Here is an 18,124-nt window from a genome sequence, read left to right as displayed (position 1 = left end):
GGACGGGAGGCGCGCTGTTTCAGTCGGAGGCTCAGTCGGACGTCACCGTGATGGCCTGCACCGGACAGACCCGCTCCGCCTCCCGCACCAGCGGATTGCCCCCGCCGTCCTCCTTGCCGGGCAGCAACTCGCTGAATCCGTCGTCGTCCTGGGTGAAGACGTCCGGCGCCGTCAGGGCGCACTGTCCCGCGCCGATGCACTTTCCCTTGTCGATCTCGATGTGCACGGTTCCGCCTTTCGTCGTGAGGTCCTACCAGGTCACCGGCAGTTCGAGCATGCCCTGGATGGTGTCGCCCGGCTTGAAGGGGATCTCGTCGGCGGGTGCCGCGAGGCGCAGCCCCGGCAGCCGTGTGAAGAGCGTGCGCAGCGCGATGTCCATCTCGGCGCGGGCCAGGTTCTGGCCCAGGCACTGGTGGACGCCGAAGCCGAAGGCGACGTGGTGACGGTTCCCGCGGTGCCAGTCCAGGGTGTCCGGTTCCGGGAAGGCGTCGGTGTCGCGGTTGATGACGGAGGTCGAGAAGACGACGCCCTCACCCTTGCGGATCGTGACCCCGGCCACCTCGATGTCCTCGGTGGCCAGTCGCAGCAGCCCTTCGGCGATCGACAGATACCGCAGCAGTTCCTCGACGGCGGCGGACATCAGGGAGTCCTCGGAGCGGAGTTCGGCCAGTTGCTCCGGGTGGCGCAGCAGCGTGAAGGTGCCGAGCGAGATCATGTTCGAGGTGGTCTCGTGCCCGGCGATCAGCAGGATCGTGGAGAGCGCGATCAGTTCCTCGCTGTCGAGGGCGCCCTCCGCGAGTCGCCGCTGGATCAGCTCGTCCAGCAGCCCGTCGCCCGGCTCCGTCTGCTTACGGTCGATCAACTCGCCCAGATAGGCGTCCAGTCGGCGCCGGGCCTCCTCCGTGTCGGCCGGTCCGGGTCCCCGTAGCAGCCGCCGTGCCTGCTCCTCGAAGAAGTCGTGGTCGGCGTACGGGACGCCGAGCAGCGCGCAGATCACCATGGACGGTACGGGCAGCGCGAAGGCGCTCACCAGGTCGGCCGGAGGTCCCTGCGCCTCCATGGCGTCGAGCCGCCGGTCGACGATCTCCTGGATACGCGGGCGCAGCGCCTCGGTCCGTTTGACGGTGAAGCTCGGGATGAGCATGCGCCGCTGTGCGTTGTGTACGGGGTCGTCCACGCCGAGGAGAGCGGGGCGGCGGTTGCGCAGGACGGCGAAACGCGGGTTCGGCATCGGGAAGCCCTCGCGCTCGCGGTCGCTGGACAGCCGGGGGTCGGCCAGCAGCTCACGCGCGGCGGCGAGCCCGGTGACGACCCATACTTCCCGGCCGTCATAGAGGGAGACCCTGGTCAGGGGCCGGGTCGCGCGCAACGGCTGATAGCCGGGGGGCGGCTGGTAGGGACACGTACGGTCCTGGGGGAAGGTCACGGGTTCTGTCATCGAGCACCTCGCAGATGAGGACATGGGCTCACCGCGCCCTTTAGATGCCTAAGGCACCCAAAGGCTCACGCCAAACCCGGCCACACCGACCGAACGAAACATTCAACCGATATGCACCACTGCTATCCCTCTACCCCCATAGTGCCTCCACCCACCGGACTCCACTCCGGTGCCGGTCAGCCGATCTCGGCGGAGCCACTCGCCGACCGGGTGCACGCGCCGGGGCGCGACCACCCGACGTCCCCGGCACTCGCCATGATCGCCCCACCGGCACTTCAGCCGCCGCGGGCGCTCACCCCGCCGGAGCGTGCGGAGGTGGTCCCTCGCCCGGTTTTTCCTGGTGGGAGTAGCGCTGCTCCTGCCAGGGGTCGCCGATGTTGTGGTAGCCGCGTTCCTCCCAGAAGCCGCGGCGGTCCTCGGTCAGGTACTCGATGGCGCGCAGCCATTTCGGGCTCTTGTAGCCGTAGAGGTGGGGCACGACCAGGCGCAGCGGGAAGCCGTGTTCGGCGGTGAGGGGCTCGCCGTCGTGGTGGGTGGCCAGGACGACTTCGGGCGCGATGAAGTCCGCGATGCGGAGGTTGGCCGCGTAGCCGTACTCCGCCCAGGCCATGACATGGGTGACGTCCGATGCGGGAGGCACCAGGTCCAGGACGGCCGTGGCGGGGATCCCGTACCACTCGTGGTCCGTCGAGGTCGGACCGGTGGCGCAGTGCAGATCGGCGACGACCGTGACGCGGGGGAGCGCGGTCAGCTCCTCGAACGTCCAGGTGTGCTCGTCGCCGGTGCCGGTGGCGCCGTGGACACGCAGGTTCCAGCGCTCGGGGCGGAACCGGGGGACCGGCCCGTAGTGCGAGACGGGCCAGCCGTGCACATGGCGCTGGCCTGGGGGAAGGAGGCGGTCGCCTTCCACGCGGGCTCCTTCCTCCGGTCGGACCTTTTCCCGGGCAGCGTAGGTGTTCGACGCGCGTGACGCCGAGGCCGGGGCCCCGGGAGGCCCGTACCGGTGTGGCTGTACCAGCACACAGCTCCCGCCCACCTTTTACTCTGGTGTGACGTGCGAGTGACCAGGGAGACGCGGATGCTCAGCAAGCGGGAAGCCGCCGAAGCCGTACGTCAGGCCAAGGTGAAGACCGGGATCACATGGGCCCAACTGGCCGAAGCGGTCGGCAAACCACTCGCCTGGACCACGGCCGCCCTGCTGGGACAGCACCCGATGGGCAAGGACGAGGCCACCACGGCGGCGGCCCTGCTCGAACTCGGCGACGACGCCGCCCTCGCCTTCCAGCTCCAGCCGACCCGGGGAGCCCTGGACGCGGCCGTCCCCGTCGACCCCACGATCTACCGGCTCTACGAGGTCGTCCAGGTCTACGGACCGACCATCAAGGAGCTGATCCACGAGCAGTGCGGCGACGGCATCATGAGCGCGATCAACTTCCGGCTCGACGTCCGCCGGGTCCCCGACCCCGCCGGCGACCGCGTCGTCATCACCCTCGACGGGAAGTACCTGCCCTATCAGTGGGAGTGAGCGCCGCTACCACCCTGAGGAATCCGGTTGCCCGGCAACGGTCGGCGAATCTACGGTCCCCCCATGGCGGATGAACCCACGCGTGCCGCGCGTCTGCTGGACGCCCAGGCGAAGGCGGTCCGGCTCTTCGCGGAGATCGAGGAGCGCGGTCTCGTCGCACCGGGTCAGGGCGAGCGGGCGGTCAGCGACCGCGTCCGGGACCTGGCGAACGAACTGTTCGGCACCACCAGGCACTGGCACAAGCGGATCGTGCGCTCGGGACCGAACACGCTGATGCCGTACCGGGAGAATCCGCCGGACCGCGTGATCGGCGCCGACGACATCGCCTTCGCCGACTTCGGACCCATCTTCGAGGCGTACGAGGCCGACTTCGGCCGCACCTTCGTACTGGGCGACGATCCGGTCAAGCGGCGGCTGCGGGACGATCTGCCGAAGGTCTTCGCCGCCGGACGGCAGTTCTTCGCGAGCGAGCCCGACCTCACCGGCAAGCGCCTGTACGCCGAGGTCGAACGGCTGGCCACCGACGCCGGATGGGAGCTGGGCGGCTGGCACGCCGGGCACCTGGTCGGTGAGTTCCCGCACGAGACGATCGACGGCGCCGACGTCGAGTCGTACATCGCGCCCGGCAACGACACCCCGTTGCGGCGCACCGACAAGGCCGGGCGCCGCTGCCACTGGATCCTGGAGATCCATCTCGTCGACCGGGCCCGCGGGTTCGGCGGCTTCCACGAGGAACTGCTCGACCTGGGCTGATCCGTCCCGCCCGGAAGCGGACGCCGTCCGGGCCGGCCACGGACACGTCGCCCTGGCGCAGGGCCGGCAGCGGATCGGCGAGCGCGGAACCGGTCGCGCCCACGAAACGGGCCCGGCGCCTGATCCGGCCGAGCGCCGACGACAGGGGAAAGCGCGGTGCTCATCGGCGACGCAGTGTGGTCTCCCGCTGCACGCGCGACAGCTTCGCGGGATTGCGTACGAGGTAGAACCCGGTGATGAGGCCGTCCTCGATGTGCATCGCCAGGACGCCCTCGATCCCTCCGTCACGCCGGAACACAAGTCCTGGCCGGCCGTTGATCTGGACCGGTTCGACGGACGTGTCGGCGCCGAACCGGGTCAGGTTGGTGGTCAGCAGGCGGCCCACCTTGTCGACTCCCACGACCGGACGGAGCGTGGCCTGTACGGCTCCGCCGCCGTCACCGAGGTAGACGACATCGGGCGCGAGGATGTCGAGGAGGCCCTGCAGATCACCGGATTCGACGGCCCGCTGGAAGGCTTGGAGCGCGGCGCGGGCGTCGGCCGGGGAGACGACGGCGCGCGGCCGACGCGCGGCGACATGCCCGCGTGCCCGGTGGGCGGTCTGACGGACCGCGGCGGGACTCTTCTCGACGGCTTCCGCGATCTCGGCGTACTCCAGCTCGAACACCTCGCGCAGCACGAACACCGCCCGCTCGGTCGGTGTGAGTGTCTCCAGCACCAGGAGCATCGCCATCGAGACGCTCTCGGCCAGTTCGATGTCCTCGGCCACGTCGGGCGCGGTGAGCAGCGGCTCGGGCAGCCAGGGGCCGATGTAGGACTCTCTGCGCCGGCTGAGCGTGCGGAGCCGGTCCAGCGCCTGCCGGGTGGCGATCCGTACCAGGAACGCGCGCTGATCCCGTACCGAGTCGAGATCGACGCCCGCCCATCGCAGCCAGGTCTCCTGGAGGACGTCCTCGGCGTCGGCGGCCGAGCCGAGCATCTCGTAGGCGACGGTGAACAACAGGCTGCGGTGGGCGACGAACACCGCGGTGGCCGGGCCGAGTTGGCCGCCGCGAGAGGTCGGACCGGCCGTGTCCGTCGCCGGTTCGCTGGGCTGGCTCATGGTCGGCTCCCGCCTGTTCGCTCCGCCTGGGCTACCCGCACAAGACGCCGGTCCCCGCCGCTTTGTGACATCCACGAGCGATGAACCACGTCACAGGCCCGCGCTGTTACGGGGACGAGGTGGCCGGCGTCTTGTGGGCGTCAGGACGCCGGGCGGACGATCCGCACGGCTCGCAGCACCACGAGTGAGGACGAAGTCATGGCAACCACGAAGGCGCAGGCCCCCGTGGCCGATTCGCGCCGCTGGGTCGCGCTGTTCTTCATCGGGTTGGCCCAGCTCATGATCGTTCTGGACGGCACGGTGGTGAACATCGCGCTGCCGTCGCTCCAGCGGGATCTGGGGATCTCCGACGGCGACCGGCAGTGGGTCATCACCGGATACACGCTGGCGTTCGGCAGCCTGCTGCTGCTCGGCGGCCGGATCGCCGACTGGACGGGACGTAAGCGGACCTTTCTGATCGGGCTGTTCGGCTTCGCCGGCGCGTCGGCGCTCGGCGGCGCGGCGGACACCTTCGACATGCTGCTGATCGCCCGGGTCCTGCAAGGCGGGTTCGCCGCGCTGCTCGGGCCGTCCGCGCTGTCGCTGCTGACCGTGACGTTCACCGAGCCCAAGGAGCGCGCCAAGGCGTTCGGGATCTGGGGCGGCATCTCGGCCGCCGCCGGTGCGATCGGGCTGCTGGCCGGCGGGGCGCTGACCGACTATTTGGACTGGCGCTGGTGCCTGTACATCAGCGTCCCGATCTCCCTGATCGCGGCGGTCGGCGGGTACGCGATGCTGACCGAGTCGCGCAGTGCGGGCCGGGCCCGGTTCGACGTCCTCGGCGTGCTGCTGGTGACCAGCGGGCTGGTCGCGATCGTCTACGGCACCAGCCGGGCCGAGTCCGACGGCTGGGGCTCGACGCCGGTCATCGGCCTGCTGGCCGCCGGCGCGGTGCTGCTCGCCGTGTTCGTCCTCGTCGAGAGCCGGGTGCCGCAGCCGCTGCTGCCGCTGCGCCTGATCGCCAACCGCACCCGCGGCGGCGCCTACCTGGGCGCGGGACTGGCCATCGTAGGAATGTTCGGGGCGTTCCTGTTCATGACCTACTACCTCCAGGTCATCAAGGGGTACTCGCCGATCCGAACGGGCGTCGCCTTCCTCCCGATGACCCTGGCGGTCCTGGTGTCGGCCGGAGGGTTCACGACCCTGCTGCTGCCGAAGGTCGCGCCCCGGGTGCTGATCGTGCCGGGCATGCTCCTCGTCTCCTCCGGCATGCTGTGGTTCCTCACCATGGAGACCGACACCGGCTACGTCGAGGGTGTACTCGTCGCGGGACTCCTGCTCGGCCTCGGTGCGGGCATGATCCTGCCGGTGGCCTTCAACTACGCCACCCATGGCGTCGACCCGGACGACGCGGGCATCGCATCGGCCGGCGTCAACACCGCCCAGCAGATCGGTGGTTCGATCGGAACCGCACTGCTCAACACGATCGCCACGAGCGCGACAGCGGACTACCTGGCCTCACACGCCTCACGGGGCGGGAACCCGGCCCTCGCCAAGAAGGCCATGCTGCAAGGCTTCGAGACAGCCGGCATCTGGGCCGCGGTCATCATCCTGACCGGCGCCCTGATCACCACCTTCCTGATGAACACCCCACGTCCCGACGCGAACAACTCCTCCATGACGGGCAGTGAACCAGGCTCGGAACTCCTGTCCGAGGCGTCCCCGCGAGGGTGATACGGCAGCGGTGAAACCCGGGCCTGGGGTGATGGGGCAGCGCGGGTACGGGCGCGCGCCGGGTATTTGACGCAAGGGGCGTGTTTGTGCAACTTGCGCGCGAAGCGACCCCTTTCACGCCTTACCCGGTGATCGTCCGGCCTGTTTGGCTGTTCTACGCAGCGCGCCGACCGGATCACCACCGGTCGATCCCATCACCTCTGTTCCGCCCCGCTGGAGGGAATGTGTCCACACCGGACGGCACCACCGGTTCGGTCGTCGAAGAACCCGTACACGAGCCCGACGGGCAGCCGACCAGCCTGGGTACCCAGGCGGCCCGCCAGCTCACCACGACCACCAAGTCCGAACCACAGATGCAGGCCATCACCTCGCGATGGCTGCTGAAAGCGCTGCCGTGGGTGGACGTCAAGGGTGGCACCTACCGGGTCAACCGCCGGCTGCAACTGCGCACCGGACGCGGCCGGGTGCAGTTCGAGCAGAACGGCGCGGACGACATCCGGGTCGTCCCACAGACCCTGACCGAGCTGCCCGTACTGCGCGGCTATCCCGACATGGACGTCCTGCGCGAGCTGGCCGGCCGCTTCCGGCCCCGCGAGGTGCGCGCCGGGGAGGTGCTGTTCGAGGCCGGTCAGCCCGTGACCGAGACCTACCTGGTCGCCCATGGCCGGTTCACCCGCTACACCAACGGCAAGTACGGCGAGGAGGAGATCACCGGCGTGGTCGCCGCCGGCGGCCAGATGGGCGACGAGGCGGTCGGCCGGCCCGACCCGCTGTGGCTGACCTCGGTGCGGGCCGAAACCGCGGGCGTGGTCCTCACCCTGCCCTGGACCGCCGTCCGGGAGGTCACCGACCGCGCGCCGTCGCTGGCCGCGCACCTCCAGGCGTACGTCGAGCAACAGCGCAGGCCCATGAACCGCAAGGGCGAGGCCGAGGTGCCGGTGCAGGCCGGCCATGTCGGCGAGCCGACGATCCCGGGCGGCTTCGTCGACTACGAACTCAGCCCGCGCGAGTACGAGTTGTCGCTCACCCAGACCGTGCTACGGGTGCACTCCCGCGTCGCCGACCTCTACAACGACCCCATGGACCAGACGCAGCAACAGATGCGCCTGACGGTCGAGGAGATCCGCGAGCGCCAGGAGTGGGAGCTGGTCAACAACCGCGAGTTCGGGCTGCTGCACAACGTCGACTACAGCCAGCGGATCAGCACCTTCACCGGCCCGCCGACCCCGGACGACATGGACGAACTGCTGTCCATGCGCCGTAAGACCAAGGTGTTCCTCGCCCATCCGAAGGCGATCGCGGCCCTCTTCCGGCAGTGCAACCGGCGCGGCCTGGTGCCCGGCACCGCGACGCTCGACGGACACGAGGTGCCGGCCTGGCGCGGGGTGCCCGTCCTGCCGTGCGGCAAGATCCCGATCAGCGACGACCACACCACCAGCATCATCGCGCTGCGCACCGGGGAGGCCGACCAAGGGGTCATCGGCCTCTACCCGACCGGTATCCCGGAGGAGTTCCAGCCGGGCCTCAACATCCGCTTCATGGGCATCACCGAGCAGGCCATCGTCAACTACCTGGTCACCGCCTACTACTCGCTGGCCATCCTCGTCCCCGACGCGGCGGGAATCCTGGAGCACGTCCAGCTCGGCCGGACCGCCGACTGAGGCTGGAGCACACACCCATGGACACCCCCACCACCGTCCACACCCTGCCCGGACCGCCGAACATCGCCCAGAGCCTGCGCCCGACCCGGCGCACCGGCGTGGTCCCGGGCCTGCGCCACCGGCCGGCCGTGCCCGCCGATCCGGAGCGGGCCGCCGAGATCGACCGCAGGCTGGAGACCTGGGCGCGCGGCCTGGACCTGTTCCCCGAGGCATGGAAGGGGGACTTCTCGGACTTCCAGTTCGGCCGCGCCGTCGTCCTCCAACACCCCGGCGCCCTCGACCTGGACCGGCTCACCGCGGCCGGCCAACTGCTGCTCGCCGAGAACATCGTGGACTCCTGTTACTGCGAGGAGGACGAGGGGCGCGGCGGATCGCGCCGCGGCCTCGGCGCCCCGCTGATCATCGCCCAGTCCGCGCTCGACCCGTACCACGGTGTCCCGGGGTTGCAGGCGGAGTGGCGCGAGGGCATCCAGGCCGACGGCCCGCTGCGCTCGTACCACCACGCCCTCGCGGAGTACGCGGGCTTCGCCACCCCCAGCCAGACCGACCGGTTCGTCCACGACATCGCCCGGCTGCACCTGGGCTATCTGGCCGAGGCCGCCTGGATGGAGACCCGGTACGTGCCGCGGATCTGGGAGTACCTGGTGATGCGACAGTTCAACAACTTCCGCCCGTGTCTGTCACTCGTGGACGCCGTGGACGGCTACGAGCTGCCCGAGCAGGTCTACGCCCGCCCCGAGATCCAGCGGATCACGGCCCTGGCCTGCAACGCCACGACGATCATGAACGATCTGTACTCCTTCACCAAGGAGTTGGCGAGCGACCCGGACCACCTCAATCTGCCGCAGGTGGTCGCGGCCAACGACCGGCGCGGACTGAAAGCGGCCTATCTGAAGTCCGTCGAGATCCACAACCAGATCATGGACGCCTTCGAGGAGGAGTCGGCCGTCCTGTCCGGTACCTCGCCGCTGGTCGAGCGTTACGCCCAGGGCCTGGCGGCCTGGGTCGCCGGCAACCACGAGTGGCATGCCACCAACACCAACCGCTACCACCTGCCGGACTACTGGTAGTTCGCCCCCCCGTCAGGGCGGGCTCGTCATGGCCCCCGAGGGGGCCCCTCATCGATCCGTAAGCGACCCGTAATCGACCCGTAAGTGGGTCCGTCATGGGCGAATCAGCCCGGCTGTCATGCCGTCATCTGCGCCCAGACATGTGTCCAGACATGTGTCCGGACAATCGTCCAGAGGAGTCATCGTTGACCACTGCCCCCGCTGCGACCACCCCGGTCCAGGTTCCGACCCAGTCCATCTACCAGACCCGGGTCGCGGACTACTGGAACGCCGAGGAGAACCCGGTCAATCTCGAACTCGGCAAGATCGATGACCTGTACCACCATCATTACGGCATCGGTGCCGCCGACCGGTCGGTGTTGAACGAGCCCGACCCCGAGCTGCGCGCGGAGCGGATCACCGGCGAACTGCACCGCCTGGAGCACGCCCAGGCCGAACTGCTGGCCGCCCACCTCGGCCCGCTCGACCCCACCGACCGGGTCTTCGACGCCGGCTGCGGCCGGGGCGGCGGCAGCATCGTGGCGAACCTGCGCTACGGCTGCCACACCGACGGCGTCACCATCTCCGCCAAGCAGTGCGACTTCGCCAACGAGATGGCCCGTAAGAGGGACGTCGGCGACAAGGTGCGCTACCACCACCGCAACATGCTGGACACCGGCTTCACATCGGGGGCGTACGCGGCCTCGTGGAACAACGAGTCCACGATGTACGTCGAGTTGGAGCTGCTGTTCGCCGAGCACGCCCGACTGCTGCGCCGCGGCGGTCGCTATGTGACGATCACCGGCTGCTACAACGACACCTATGGCCGGGCCTCGCGCGAGGTGTCGCAGATCAACGCGCACTACATCTGCGACATCCACCCGAGGTCGGAGTACTTCCGGGCGATGGCCAGGAACCGACTGGTACCGGTCCACGTACAGGACCTGACCGCAGAAACGATCCCGTACTGGGAGTTGCGCAAGCAGGCCGACCACCTGGTGACGGGCATCGAGGACGCGTTCCTGGACGCCTACCGCAACGGCAGCTTCCAGTACCTGCTGATCGTGGCCGACCGGGTCTGAGCCGCAGCCGGGACGAGTCGGAACGGGGCCGGGGGAGGGTCCGGGGTCGGGGGCGGCGGGGGCGGTCGCGCTGAGGGCGGCGCTGCGGACCACCGTCTACGGCAGCACCGACCGGACCGCCTCCGGCGACCGGGCCACCACCGCCGTACCGTCGTCCGCGGTGATGATCGGTCGCTGGATCAGGATCGGATGTGCGGCGAGCGCCTCGATCCACCGTGCCCGGTGGGCCGGCTCGCGGGGCCAGGACGCCAAGTCCAGCTCGATCGCGGCCGGTTCGCCGGTGCGGGCGATGTCCCACGGCTCCAGGCCCAGCCGTCGCAGCACGGCTTCGAGTTCCGCCGTGCTCGGCGGCTCCCGCAAATAGTGCCGGACGGTGTAGTCGGCGTCCTGAGCATCCAGCAGAGACAACGCCGACCGGCATTTGGAGCACTGCGGGTTGATCCAGATTTCCATGAACGTGATTGTCCCAGTGTCGCGGGCCCAGTGCGTCTGCCCCCGGCGGTCCGGTCGGTCAACAGCTGACGATCACCAAACACCTCAACACCCCAACACCCAACCGGAACAGCAAGGCTAGGGTGAGGGCCGTTGAGCGTGACCCGAGCCGGAGTACGGAGAGCCGTGGACGGTCTTACCGAGGCGAACCTCAAGGCGCTGGCCGGTGCGCGTTCCTTCGAGCGCGGGCTCGCTTACGTCGATGCGGTGTCCGGTGTCGAGGTCGGCGGCGACTGGATCAGGTCGTCGGTGCATGGCACGGAGCGGTACGAGGTGGAGCTGGCCCTGGGCGGACCAGGTGGGCCGACGGGTGTGTGCGACTGCCCGTACGGCCAGGAAGGCAATTTCTGCAAGCACCTGGTCGCGCTCGGTCTGACGGTGATCGCACGGGCGGCCGAACTTCCCCGGCAGCGGAGGGTGGCCCAGGACCGTGCGCGGGGCCTCGAAGCCTGGCTGTCCGGCCTGTCGCGCGACGAACTGCTCACCCTCGTACAGGACGAGGCCGCCGAGGACCGGAATGTGCGCCGCCGCCTGGAGTTGCGGGCAGCGAGCGCCCAGGGAGACCTGGCCGGGGTCCGGTCACGTGTCCGTGAGCTGCTCGACATCGGCCCGTTCACCCAGCACGGCTACGTCGGGTACGCCGACGCCCGCGCCTACGCGAACCAGGCCGGGCAGGCGGTGTCCGCGATCCGGTCGCTGACCCGCTCGGGTCGGGCCGCCGACGCGATGGCCTTGGCACGTGACGCGATCGGGCTGCTGGCCGGGACGGTGGAGAGCGTCGACGATTCCGAAGGGTGGCTCGGCCAGATCGGTGCCGACCTGGCCGACGTACATCACGATGCCTGCCGGGCGACGCGCCCCGGTCCGGAGGAACTCGCGCACTGGTTGGTCGATCACACGCTCGGCGACGTGGCGGACCTGACCGATATCGACCCGCTCGACTACGAGGATCTGCTCGGCGACGAAGGGATGACCGCTCTGCGCCGGCACGCGGTCGAGGCGTGGAAGGCCAACCGCACCGGCTGGGCCGAGAAACACCTGATGCAACGTCTCGCGAAGGCGGGGCGCGACATCGACACGGTGATCGCCGTGCACGCCGCCGACCTCGCACCGAACGGCCACACCCACCTGACCATCGCCCGCGAACTGGACACCGCCGGCCGCCCCGACGAAGCGCTGGAGTGGGCCGAGCGAGGCATCCGCGACACCGAGGACCTCGCCACAGTCGACACCGCCCTCGTGGACCACGTGGCGGATCGCTACGTACAGGCCGGCCGGCTCTCCGACGCCGTCGCCCTGCGCCGGGACCACTTCACCGCACGCTGCACGCTCCTGACGTACCGTCAACTACGCGCCGCCGCCCAGGCTACCGACCGCTGGCGGGCCGAGCGCGAGAACGCCCTGTCCCTGCTGCGCGCCGCCGCCGTACGGAAGGGCACCCACGGCGGCCCTGTCCTGGTCGACGCCCTGCTGGACGACAAGGACATCGACAACGCCTGGCAGGCAGCCACGGAATTCGGCGCCCACGACGGCCAGTGGCTCATCCTCGCCGACCAGTCCCGTTCCACCCGCCCCGCCGACGCACTCGCCGTCTACCTCCGCCTGGCCACCCCACTCACCCGCCAGACCGGAAACGCCGCCTACGAACAACTCGTCAGCCTGCTGTTGAGCATGCGCGACTGCCACCGCCGCCTGGACACGCCGGACGGCTTCACGGCGTACGCCACCAACCTGCGCACCACCCAGAAGCGCAAGCGAAACCTGATGCGACTGATGGCCGAACACGACCTGTGAACCACCACAGCACCGTGCGATCCCCGGTGACCGTGTGATCGCCGGGGATCGCGGGGGAGCGGATCACGCGGCGCCCGCACCACCCGGCACCGGGAGGAAGCCGATGCGCATACGAAAGCGGCGCCGCCGCCTCGCCGGCCCGGATGCCGGGTCACCCAACAGGTACGAAAGCACCTGGTCAGGTTCGACGGCGATGGACGACAGCGTGTGACCACAGGGTGTGACCACAGGCAAGCGCTGTTCTTCCGTACGGAGGGGCCCCGATGCCGGACTTGATCGCCGAGCGGCGGGTTCAGTCGGTGCCCTCCGGCAGCGGATTGCCCAGGAGGAAGGCTCGCAGCAACGCGGTGTAGAGGCTTGGCCGTCCGCGTGCGATGGAGTGACCGGCTCCCTTGACGGTCACGAGCTTGGAGTCCGGGAGAGTGCGCTGGTACTCGGCGGTCACGACCGGTTTGATGAAGTCGCATTCCCCCCGCATGATCAGAGAGGGAACGTGCGCGGTGCGCAGACTCGGCCGGGGGTCGGGGATCCGCTCGAAGTCCTTGCTGGTCATCTGGTTGCTGTAGAAACCCTGGGGGTTGTTGTGCGCCTTGGTGGCCGGCGCACTCTTGCACGAGGTGCTGTCCTTTCCCTGTAGGGCGACTTCGTGCATCCAGTGGTCGACCTCGCGGTCGCCGACCAGCGCGTGCGCGGCGCCGGGGTTGACCTCAAGCAGCAGGCTCGCCGCGATCAGCCGAGGTTCGCTGTTCAGCCGGTCGAGGCGGGCCTGTTGGGCGGGGGCCAGCCGGTTCCAGGGTTCCCCGGCCGCGGAGCCCGGGTATTCGCGGCCCCACAGCGCGCCTGGTGAGGTGAACACCGCCTTGGCCACGTGCTTGCTGTGGGCCGCCAGGTACTGGGCGGCGAGCGACCCTCCCCATGACTGGCCGACGAGGATGATCCTGTCAGCGCCGAGCGTGCGCCGGATCGCTTCGAGATCGGCGACCTGGCGGGCGACGGTGTACCCGGTGATGTCCCGCAGTCTGGTGGACCGGCCGGCGCCGAGCTGATCGTAGGAGTAGACGTCGAAGCCGTCCGCAGCGAGTTCACGGCCGCCGGCGGGAATGCCCTCGCCGGGAGTGCCCGGCCCGCCGTGCAGGAAGATCACCGGTGTCGGCCTGGCCTTACCGGCGGCGGAGGCGTGGACATAGGCGATGCGCGATCCGGTCGGCAGATTCCAGAACGCGACGCCAGGTGGGGCGGGGGCCGCCGTGGTGGTGGGCATCGGACGGAAAACGGTGACACCGGCGAGGACGGCGACGGCCGCGGTCAGGCCGGCCGTGACGAACGCGGACGCCCGCAGGCCCGCGCGGCGTTCGAGGCCGAGCAGGGCGAACGCCGCGCGGCCCAGCAGCCAGCCGGCCAGAGCGCCGAAGGCGAGAGCGGCGAGGGCCAGCACCGGCACGCTCGCGGTGACGAACGCCGCGGCGAGGAAGCCTGCCGTCGCGACGACAGGGGTCAGTGGTAGCGCCAGGAGCAGAAGGGCACCGCCGGTGATACGGCGGGGAAGTGTGGGTGACATGCGTTCGAGGCTAGGGAGCAGGCGCGGGCAATCCGTCCAGCTCAGGGACGGTCCGGAAGCATGCGCGAACCCTCCTGCGGCGGAGTGGCACCCCCGCCCCGCGGCGGGGGTCAGCGGCTGCCGGGGCGGATCAGACCCGTCTCGTACGCGACGATCGTCGCCTGCACCCGGTCGCGTACGCCGAGCTTGCCGAGGAGGACGGAGACGTGGTCCTTCACGGTGGGCGGCCTGACACCCAGCTCCGCCGCGATCTCGGCATTGGACAGCCCCCGTGCGACCTGTCGCAGGACCTCGCTCTCGCGTGGAGTGAGCCGGTCGAGCCGTGTCGTGTCGAGAGGGCCGGGGGCGTCGGTGAACCGGTCGATCAGTCTGCGGGTCACCGTCGGATCGAGCAGCGCGGCACCCCCGTGGATGACCCGTACCGCGTCGATGACCCGCTCCGGTTCGGCGTCCTTGAGCAGGAAGCCCGCGGCGCCGGCGTGCAGCGCGGCGAACAGGTACTCGTCGAGATCGAAGGTGGTGAGCACCAGTACGCGGGTCGCGGGGTTCTGTTCGGTGATCCTCGCGGTCGCCGCGAGGCCGCCGATTCCCGGCATCCGGATGTCCATCAGCGCGACGTCCGGCCGTGCTGCGAGGGCGAGTTCGACGGCGGTGTCGCCGTCCGCGGCCTGCCCGACGACGCTCAGGTCGGATTCCGCGTCGAGGATCGCCGCGATCCCGGCCCGTACAACGGCCTGGTCGTCCGCGACGGTCACTCTGATCGTCATGGGAAGACCTCCGGCAGCCACACTCGTACCGCACCGCCGCCGGTCCTCAGGAAGGTACCGCCGGCGGCGTCCGCAATGGCGCGCAACTGCCGCTCCACCCCCGGAGGGGCGGGTGCCGGACCGGAGACCTCCACCCCGTCGTGGACCGTGCGCACGGTGAGAGTAACGCCCACGGCCATGAGCGTGGAGGCGATCCGGTAGGCGGAGACCTCCACGACAGCGGGCAGCGGACGGCGTGTGCCGAGGTAGCGGACGGAGCCGCCGTACCGACCGGCCAGTGCGGCGATCCCGGCAGTGGTGGGGGGCGGGCTGTGTTCCCCGGCCCTCTCGTCACCCACGTCGTCGCTGTCCCGGCCGCGGAGCCCGGAGAGCAGCTCCCGCAGAGCGGTGAGACCGGCACGGGCCTCCTCCCGTACGGCCGACAGGTTCCCCGCATCGGCCGCGGCGACCACCGCCCGCGCGTGCCGGAGCGCTGTGCCCCGCAGCCCGGCGGCGAACCGCAGACGCTGCTCGTGCACCGCGGCGTCGGCGTCTCCGTCGAGCAGTACCCGCCGCCGGGCGTCGGCAGCCCGCAGCCGGTCACGACGGCGGGCGGTCCGGCGCCCCCACGACCAGACGGCGAAGGCCGGGAGGGCCAGCACGCACGTCAGCACGCCCCAGGCCGCCACACGGCTGCCGGTGATACCCCTGCCGCTCGCCAGTGCCAGGCCACCTACGGCGGCGACGGCGAGCGGCGCGAACAGGCCGCGCCGCAAGGGCAGACGCACCCCGGCGCTGTACGCGAGCGTCAGCTCGACCCACCCGTACACCAGGAAGATGTCGCTCACCGGGGCCTGAGTCCAGCCGGCCCGGTCGCAGGCCCACCACAACACCAGGGCCAGCAGCACCCTCGCGAGCGCGCGGCCGGGTGCACGCGAGCGCCGGCTCAGCGGCACGGCGTGCAGGCCCGACAGCACGACCACCGACGCGGCGGGCAGCACGCCGCCGAAGGAATCCGATACATCGGCCGACAGCAGGCTCACACCGAGCGAGAGCGCGATGGCCAGGACCACCAGCGCGTAGTCGAACGCGATCACACCGCGCCAGAGGCGCCACCGGCGGATGTGTGGTGCTGCCCCCGCGGGCAGTTGAGCCCGGACAGTCCAGCCGGCCTTCCCTCGGCCGTCCTGCCCTACCGGTTGGCCGTCCTGCCCTACCGGTCCGGCAGTGAACGTCCCGCCCGCCGCGGTGACGGTGGCCGCCAGCCCGGTGAGTCCGTGACCGGTCCCGAGGCCGGGCTCGACAGCCCGACCCCCGTCGTCCGTGATGGTGACGACGAGCAAGGGATCGCCCGTGGCCACCCTGCCCACCCCCGGGGCCTCGTGGTCGAAGGCCCCCTCGACCCGTACCCGTACCAGAGCGCCCCCCGCGTACCGGGCCGCGTTGGTCAACGCCTCTCGGACAACCCGGTACGCCGCCTCCGTACTGGTCGCCGGCGCCATGTCCACCGTGCGCCGGTAGTCCACCGCGTGCGCGGCGGCCAGCGCGTCGATATCGGTGAAGGTGGCGAGCGCCGGGTACTCGCCCAGCCCGGTGAGTCGCTCCAGCTCACGAACGGCCTGCCGGCCCGCCTCGCCGGCGTGCTGGAGCGCCGCACCAGTCCGTTCCTGGTCGGTGAGCCGGAGCGCGGCGCCCGCGGACACCACCACCCCGGTCAGCCGGTGCGCGGCCACATCGTGCAGCTCAGCTGCCAGCCGGTCCCGTTCGGCGAGCGCCGCGAACAGGGGGACCGTCGCGGTGCCGGCCTCGTAGTCGACCCGCGCGGACCGATGAGCCCGCCTGTGCCGGCGTGCCCGGCCCGTCGCCCAGGCGACGGCCACCGCGCCGCCGGCCGTCAGCACGACCCCGGCCACATAGTGCGCCGGCTCACCGCGGGCAGCGGCGACTCCGGCGGCGGCCAGCGTGGCGACGACCGCTCCCGCGAGAGAGAGCCCAGCGGTTCGGTGCACGGCCAGGAGATGAAGCATGACCAGCACGGACACGGCCACGAGGACAGAAAGGCCCCCCGCGTCTCCTGCGAGGAGACCGTCCATACCAACAGACTAACCAACCAACTGAAGGCGAGAACCGCCTTGTTCGAACGCCGAACGTCCCACCCTTGTAGGCGCTGTGCCCTTTGGTCAAAAGACCGTGCGCGTTTTGGCAGGTACGCAAAAACTCCCGACCTGTATTTCCGCAGGTCGGGAGTTTGATCCGGAGTGCCCCCGGCAGGATTCGAACCTGCGCACACGGCTCCGGAGGCCGTTGCTCTATCCCCTGAGCTACGGGGGCGTGTCGTTCGCGGCTGGCGCGGCGACGGGTTGAACACTACCAGTTCTTCGGGGGTCTTCATGAACAGGTATTTGCCGGGTCCCTGAGCAGGTGGGCGGCCCCAGGAGCGGCGGTTCCGCGACGTGTTGCCGGCACTCTTGTACCGCCGCGCGGACGCACCCCCGGCACCCCCCCGTCCCGTACCGCGGACACGCCGACCGGCGTGCGCGTCGCGGAGTCCCTGCCCCCGCTTCGCGTCCCCCGCACGGGTCGGAAGTGGGGAAAACCCGGACGCGGTGCCGGGTGCGGACCTACTCTCAAGTTGTGCCAGGCGCGACCGGTCGGGTGCTTGTTGTGGACGACAACAAGGTGATCCGGCAGCTGATCAGGGTCAATCTCGAACTGGAGGGCTTCGAGGTCGTGACCGCGGCCGATGGTGCCGAATGCCTGGAGGTCGTCCACCACGTCCGGCCCGATGTCGTCACGCTCGATGTCGTGATGCCCCGGCTCGACGGGCTCCGCACCTCCGCACGGCTACGGTCCGATCCCCGTACGCGGCACCTCCCGCTGATGATCGTCAGTGCCTGTACCCAGTACGAGGTCGACAGCGGACTCGATGTCGGGGTCGACGCCTTCCTCGCCAAGCCCTTCGAGCCCGGCGAACTCATCGGCATCGTCCGGCAGTTGATGGAACGCGGACGCGCCCACGGCGGCCCCGACCCCGGCCCCGGCACCGGCCCCGACGAGCCCGCCCCCACCTGCGGCGGCTGCCACGACCACGGCGCCGGCGCCGACGAGACCCCCGAACGCGCCGGCCGCTCCTGACCCGGCCAGACCGACTGGATCGACCGGACCGGCCAGAACGATCAGATTCGCCGGACCGACCGGATTCACCCGGTCC

The 18,124-nt window shown here is 70.4% G+C and carries 16 protein-coding genes and 1 tRNA gene; 8 read left to right on the top strand and 9 right to left on the bottom strand.

Annotation, left to right across the window (positions count from 1 at the left end):
* Positions 1 to 31: 31 nt before the first annotated feature.
* The 3 genes from ACFVT5_RS30600 to ACFVT5_RS30590 all read right to left on the bottom strand — a co-directional run bounded on the left by ACFVT5_RS30600 (position 32) and on the right by ACFVT5_RS30590 (position 2,348).
* Positions 32 to 226 carry a ferredoxin gene (locus ACFVT5_RS30600; protein ID WP_389894663.1) on the bottom strand — a complete coding sequence of 65 codons (195 nt, stop codon included), beginning with the start codon at positions 224 to 226 and terminating at the stop codon, positions 32 to 34.
* 24 nt (positions 227 to 250) lie between these two features.
* Positions 251 to 1,438, bottom strand: coding sequence for a cytochrome P450 (locus ACFVT5_RS30595; protein WP_389894661.1), 1,188 nt, complete (start codon positions 1,436 to 1,438; stop codon positions 251 to 253).
* A 292-nt stretch (positions 1,439 to 1,730) separates the two neighbouring features.
* A complete protein-coding gene (locus ACFVT5_RS30590; protein WP_389894659.1) occupies positions 1,731 to 2,348 on the bottom strand; it encodes a molybdopterin-dependent oxidoreductase in 618 nt (205 codons plus the stop codon).
* A gap of 168 nt (positions 2,349 to 2,516) precedes the next feature.
* Here ACFVT5_RS30590 and cynS point away from each other — a divergent pair, with 168 nt between their 5' ends.
* Positions 2,517 to 2,963: a cyanase gene (cynS, locus tag ACFVT5_RS30585; protein ID WP_389895034.1), complete on the top strand. Its 447-nt coding sequence runs from the start codon at positions 2,517 to 2,519 to the stop codon at positions 2,961 to 2,963.
* Between the two features lie 63 nt (positions 2,964 to 3,026).
* Positions 3,027 to 3,716 carry a M24 family metallopeptidase gene (locus ACFVT5_RS30580; RefSeq protein WP_389894657.1) on the top strand — a complete coding sequence of 230 codons (690 nt, stop codon included), beginning with the start codon at positions 3,027 to 3,029 and terminating at the stop codon, positions 3,714 to 3,716.
* A gap of 160 nt (positions 3,717 to 3,876) precedes the next feature.
* Here the strand turns inward: ACFVT5_RS30580 and ACFVT5_RS30575 are convergent, their stop codons facing one another.
* Positions 3,877 to 4,818 carry an RNA polymerase sigma-70 factor gene (locus tag ACFVT5_RS30575; protein WP_389894655.1) on the bottom strand — a complete coding sequence of 314 codons (942 nt, stop codon included), beginning with the start codon at positions 4,816 to 4,818 and terminating at the stop codon, positions 3,877 to 3,879.
* A gap of 198 nt (positions 4,819 to 5,016) precedes the next feature.
* Here ACFVT5_RS30575 and ACFVT5_RS30570 point away from each other — a divergent pair, with 198 nt between their 5' ends.
* From ACFVT5_RS30570 to ACFVT5_RS30555, 4 genes are all read left to right on the top strand, one after another.
* A complete protein-coding gene (locus ACFVT5_RS30570) occupies positions 5,017 to 6,531 on the top strand; it encodes an MFS transporter (RefSeq protein ID WP_389894653.1) in 1,515 nt (504 codons plus the stop codon).
* 224 nt (positions 6,532 to 6,755) lie between these two features.
* A complete protein-coding gene (locus tag ACFVT5_RS30565) occupies positions 6,756 to 8,192 on the top strand; it encodes a family 2B encapsulin nanocompartment shell protein (protein WP_389894651.1) in 1,437 nt (478 codons plus the stop codon).
* Positions 8,193 to 8,209: 17 nt separating this feature from the next.
* Positions 8,210 to 9,262, top strand: coding sequence for a family 2 encapsulin nanocompartment cargo protein terpene cyclase (locus tag ACFVT5_RS30560; RefSeq protein ID WP_389894649.1), 1,053 nt, complete (start codon positions 8,210 to 8,212; stop codon positions 9,260 to 9,262).
* A gap of 185 nt (positions 9,263 to 9,447) precedes the next feature.
* A complete protein-coding gene (locus ACFVT5_RS30555; RefSeq protein WP_389894647.1) occupies positions 9,448 to 10,323 on the top strand; it encodes a geranyl diphosphate 2-C-methyltransferase in 876 nt (291 codons plus the stop codon).
* Between the two features lie 96 nt (positions 10,324 to 10,419).
* Here the strand turns inward: ACFVT5_RS30555 and ACFVT5_RS30550 are convergent, their stop codons facing one another.
* Positions 10,420 to 10,776, bottom strand: a complete 357-nt coding sequence (locus ACFVT5_RS30550) for an ArsC/Spx/MgsR family protein (RefSeq protein WP_389894645.1) — start codon at positions 10,774 to 10,776, stop codon at positions 10,420 to 10,422.
* A 165-nt stretch (positions 10,777 to 10,941) separates the two neighbouring features.
* Here ACFVT5_RS30550 and ACFVT5_RS30545 point away from each other — a divergent pair, with 165 nt between their 5' ends.
* On the top strand, positions 10,942 to 12,609 hold the full coding sequence (locus ACFVT5_RS30545) for an SWIM zinc finger domain-containing protein (protein ID WP_389895032.1): 1,668 nt from the start codon (positions 10,942 to 10,944) through the stop codon (positions 12,607 to 12,609).
* Positions 12,610 to 12,901: 292 nt separating this feature from the next.
* Here the strand turns inward: ACFVT5_RS30545 and ACFVT5_RS30540 are convergent, their stop codons facing one another.
* The 4 genes from ACFVT5_RS30540 to ACFVT5_RS30525 all read right to left on the bottom strand — a co-directional run bounded on the left by ACFVT5_RS30540 (position 12,902) and on the right by ACFVT5_RS30525 (position 17,244).
* Positions 12,902 to 14,167, bottom strand: coding sequence for an alpha/beta hydrolase (locus ACFVT5_RS30540; protein WP_389894643.1), 1,266 nt, complete (start codon positions 14,165 to 14,167; stop codon positions 12,902 to 12,904).
* A gap of 110 nt (positions 14,168 to 14,277) precedes the next feature.
* Complete coding sequence (locus ACFVT5_RS30535; RefSeq protein WP_389894641.1) at positions 14,278 to 14,934, bottom strand: response regulator; 657 nt, start codon at positions 14,932 to 14,934, stop codon at positions 14,278 to 14,280.
* Complete coding sequence (locus tag ACFVT5_RS30530; RefSeq protein ID WP_389894639.1) at positions 14,931 to 17,006, bottom strand: histidine kinase; 2,076 nt, start codon at positions 17,004 to 17,006, stop codon at positions 14,931 to 14,933. The genes ACFVT5_RS30535 and ACFVT5_RS30530 overlap by 4 nt, the downstream gene beginning before the upstream one ends.
* 166 nt (positions 17,007 to 17,172) lie before the next feature.
* Positions 17,173 to 17,244: transfer RNA gene (locus ACFVT5_RS30525), tRNA-Arg, on the bottom strand.
* A gap of 282 nt (positions 17,245 to 17,526) precedes the next feature.
* Here ACFVT5_RS30525 and ACFVT5_RS30520 point away from each other — a divergent pair.
* Entirely contained in the window at positions 17,527 to 18,048 is a 522-nt protein-coding gene (locus tag ACFVT5_RS30520) for a response regulator (RefSeq protein ID WP_389894637.1), read from the top strand.
* Positions 18,049 to 18,124: the final 76 nt, after the last annotated feature.

Origin of the sequence: Streptomyces sp. NPDC058001 (genome assembly GCF_042886315.1) — a bacterium.
Taxonomy (GTDB): domain Bacteria; phylum Actinomycetota; class Actinomycetes; order Streptomycetales; family Streptomycetaceae; genus Streptomyces.
The sequence above is the reverse complement of the archived record's forward strand: the minus strand, read 5'-3'. Positions and strand labels throughout refer to the sequence as shown.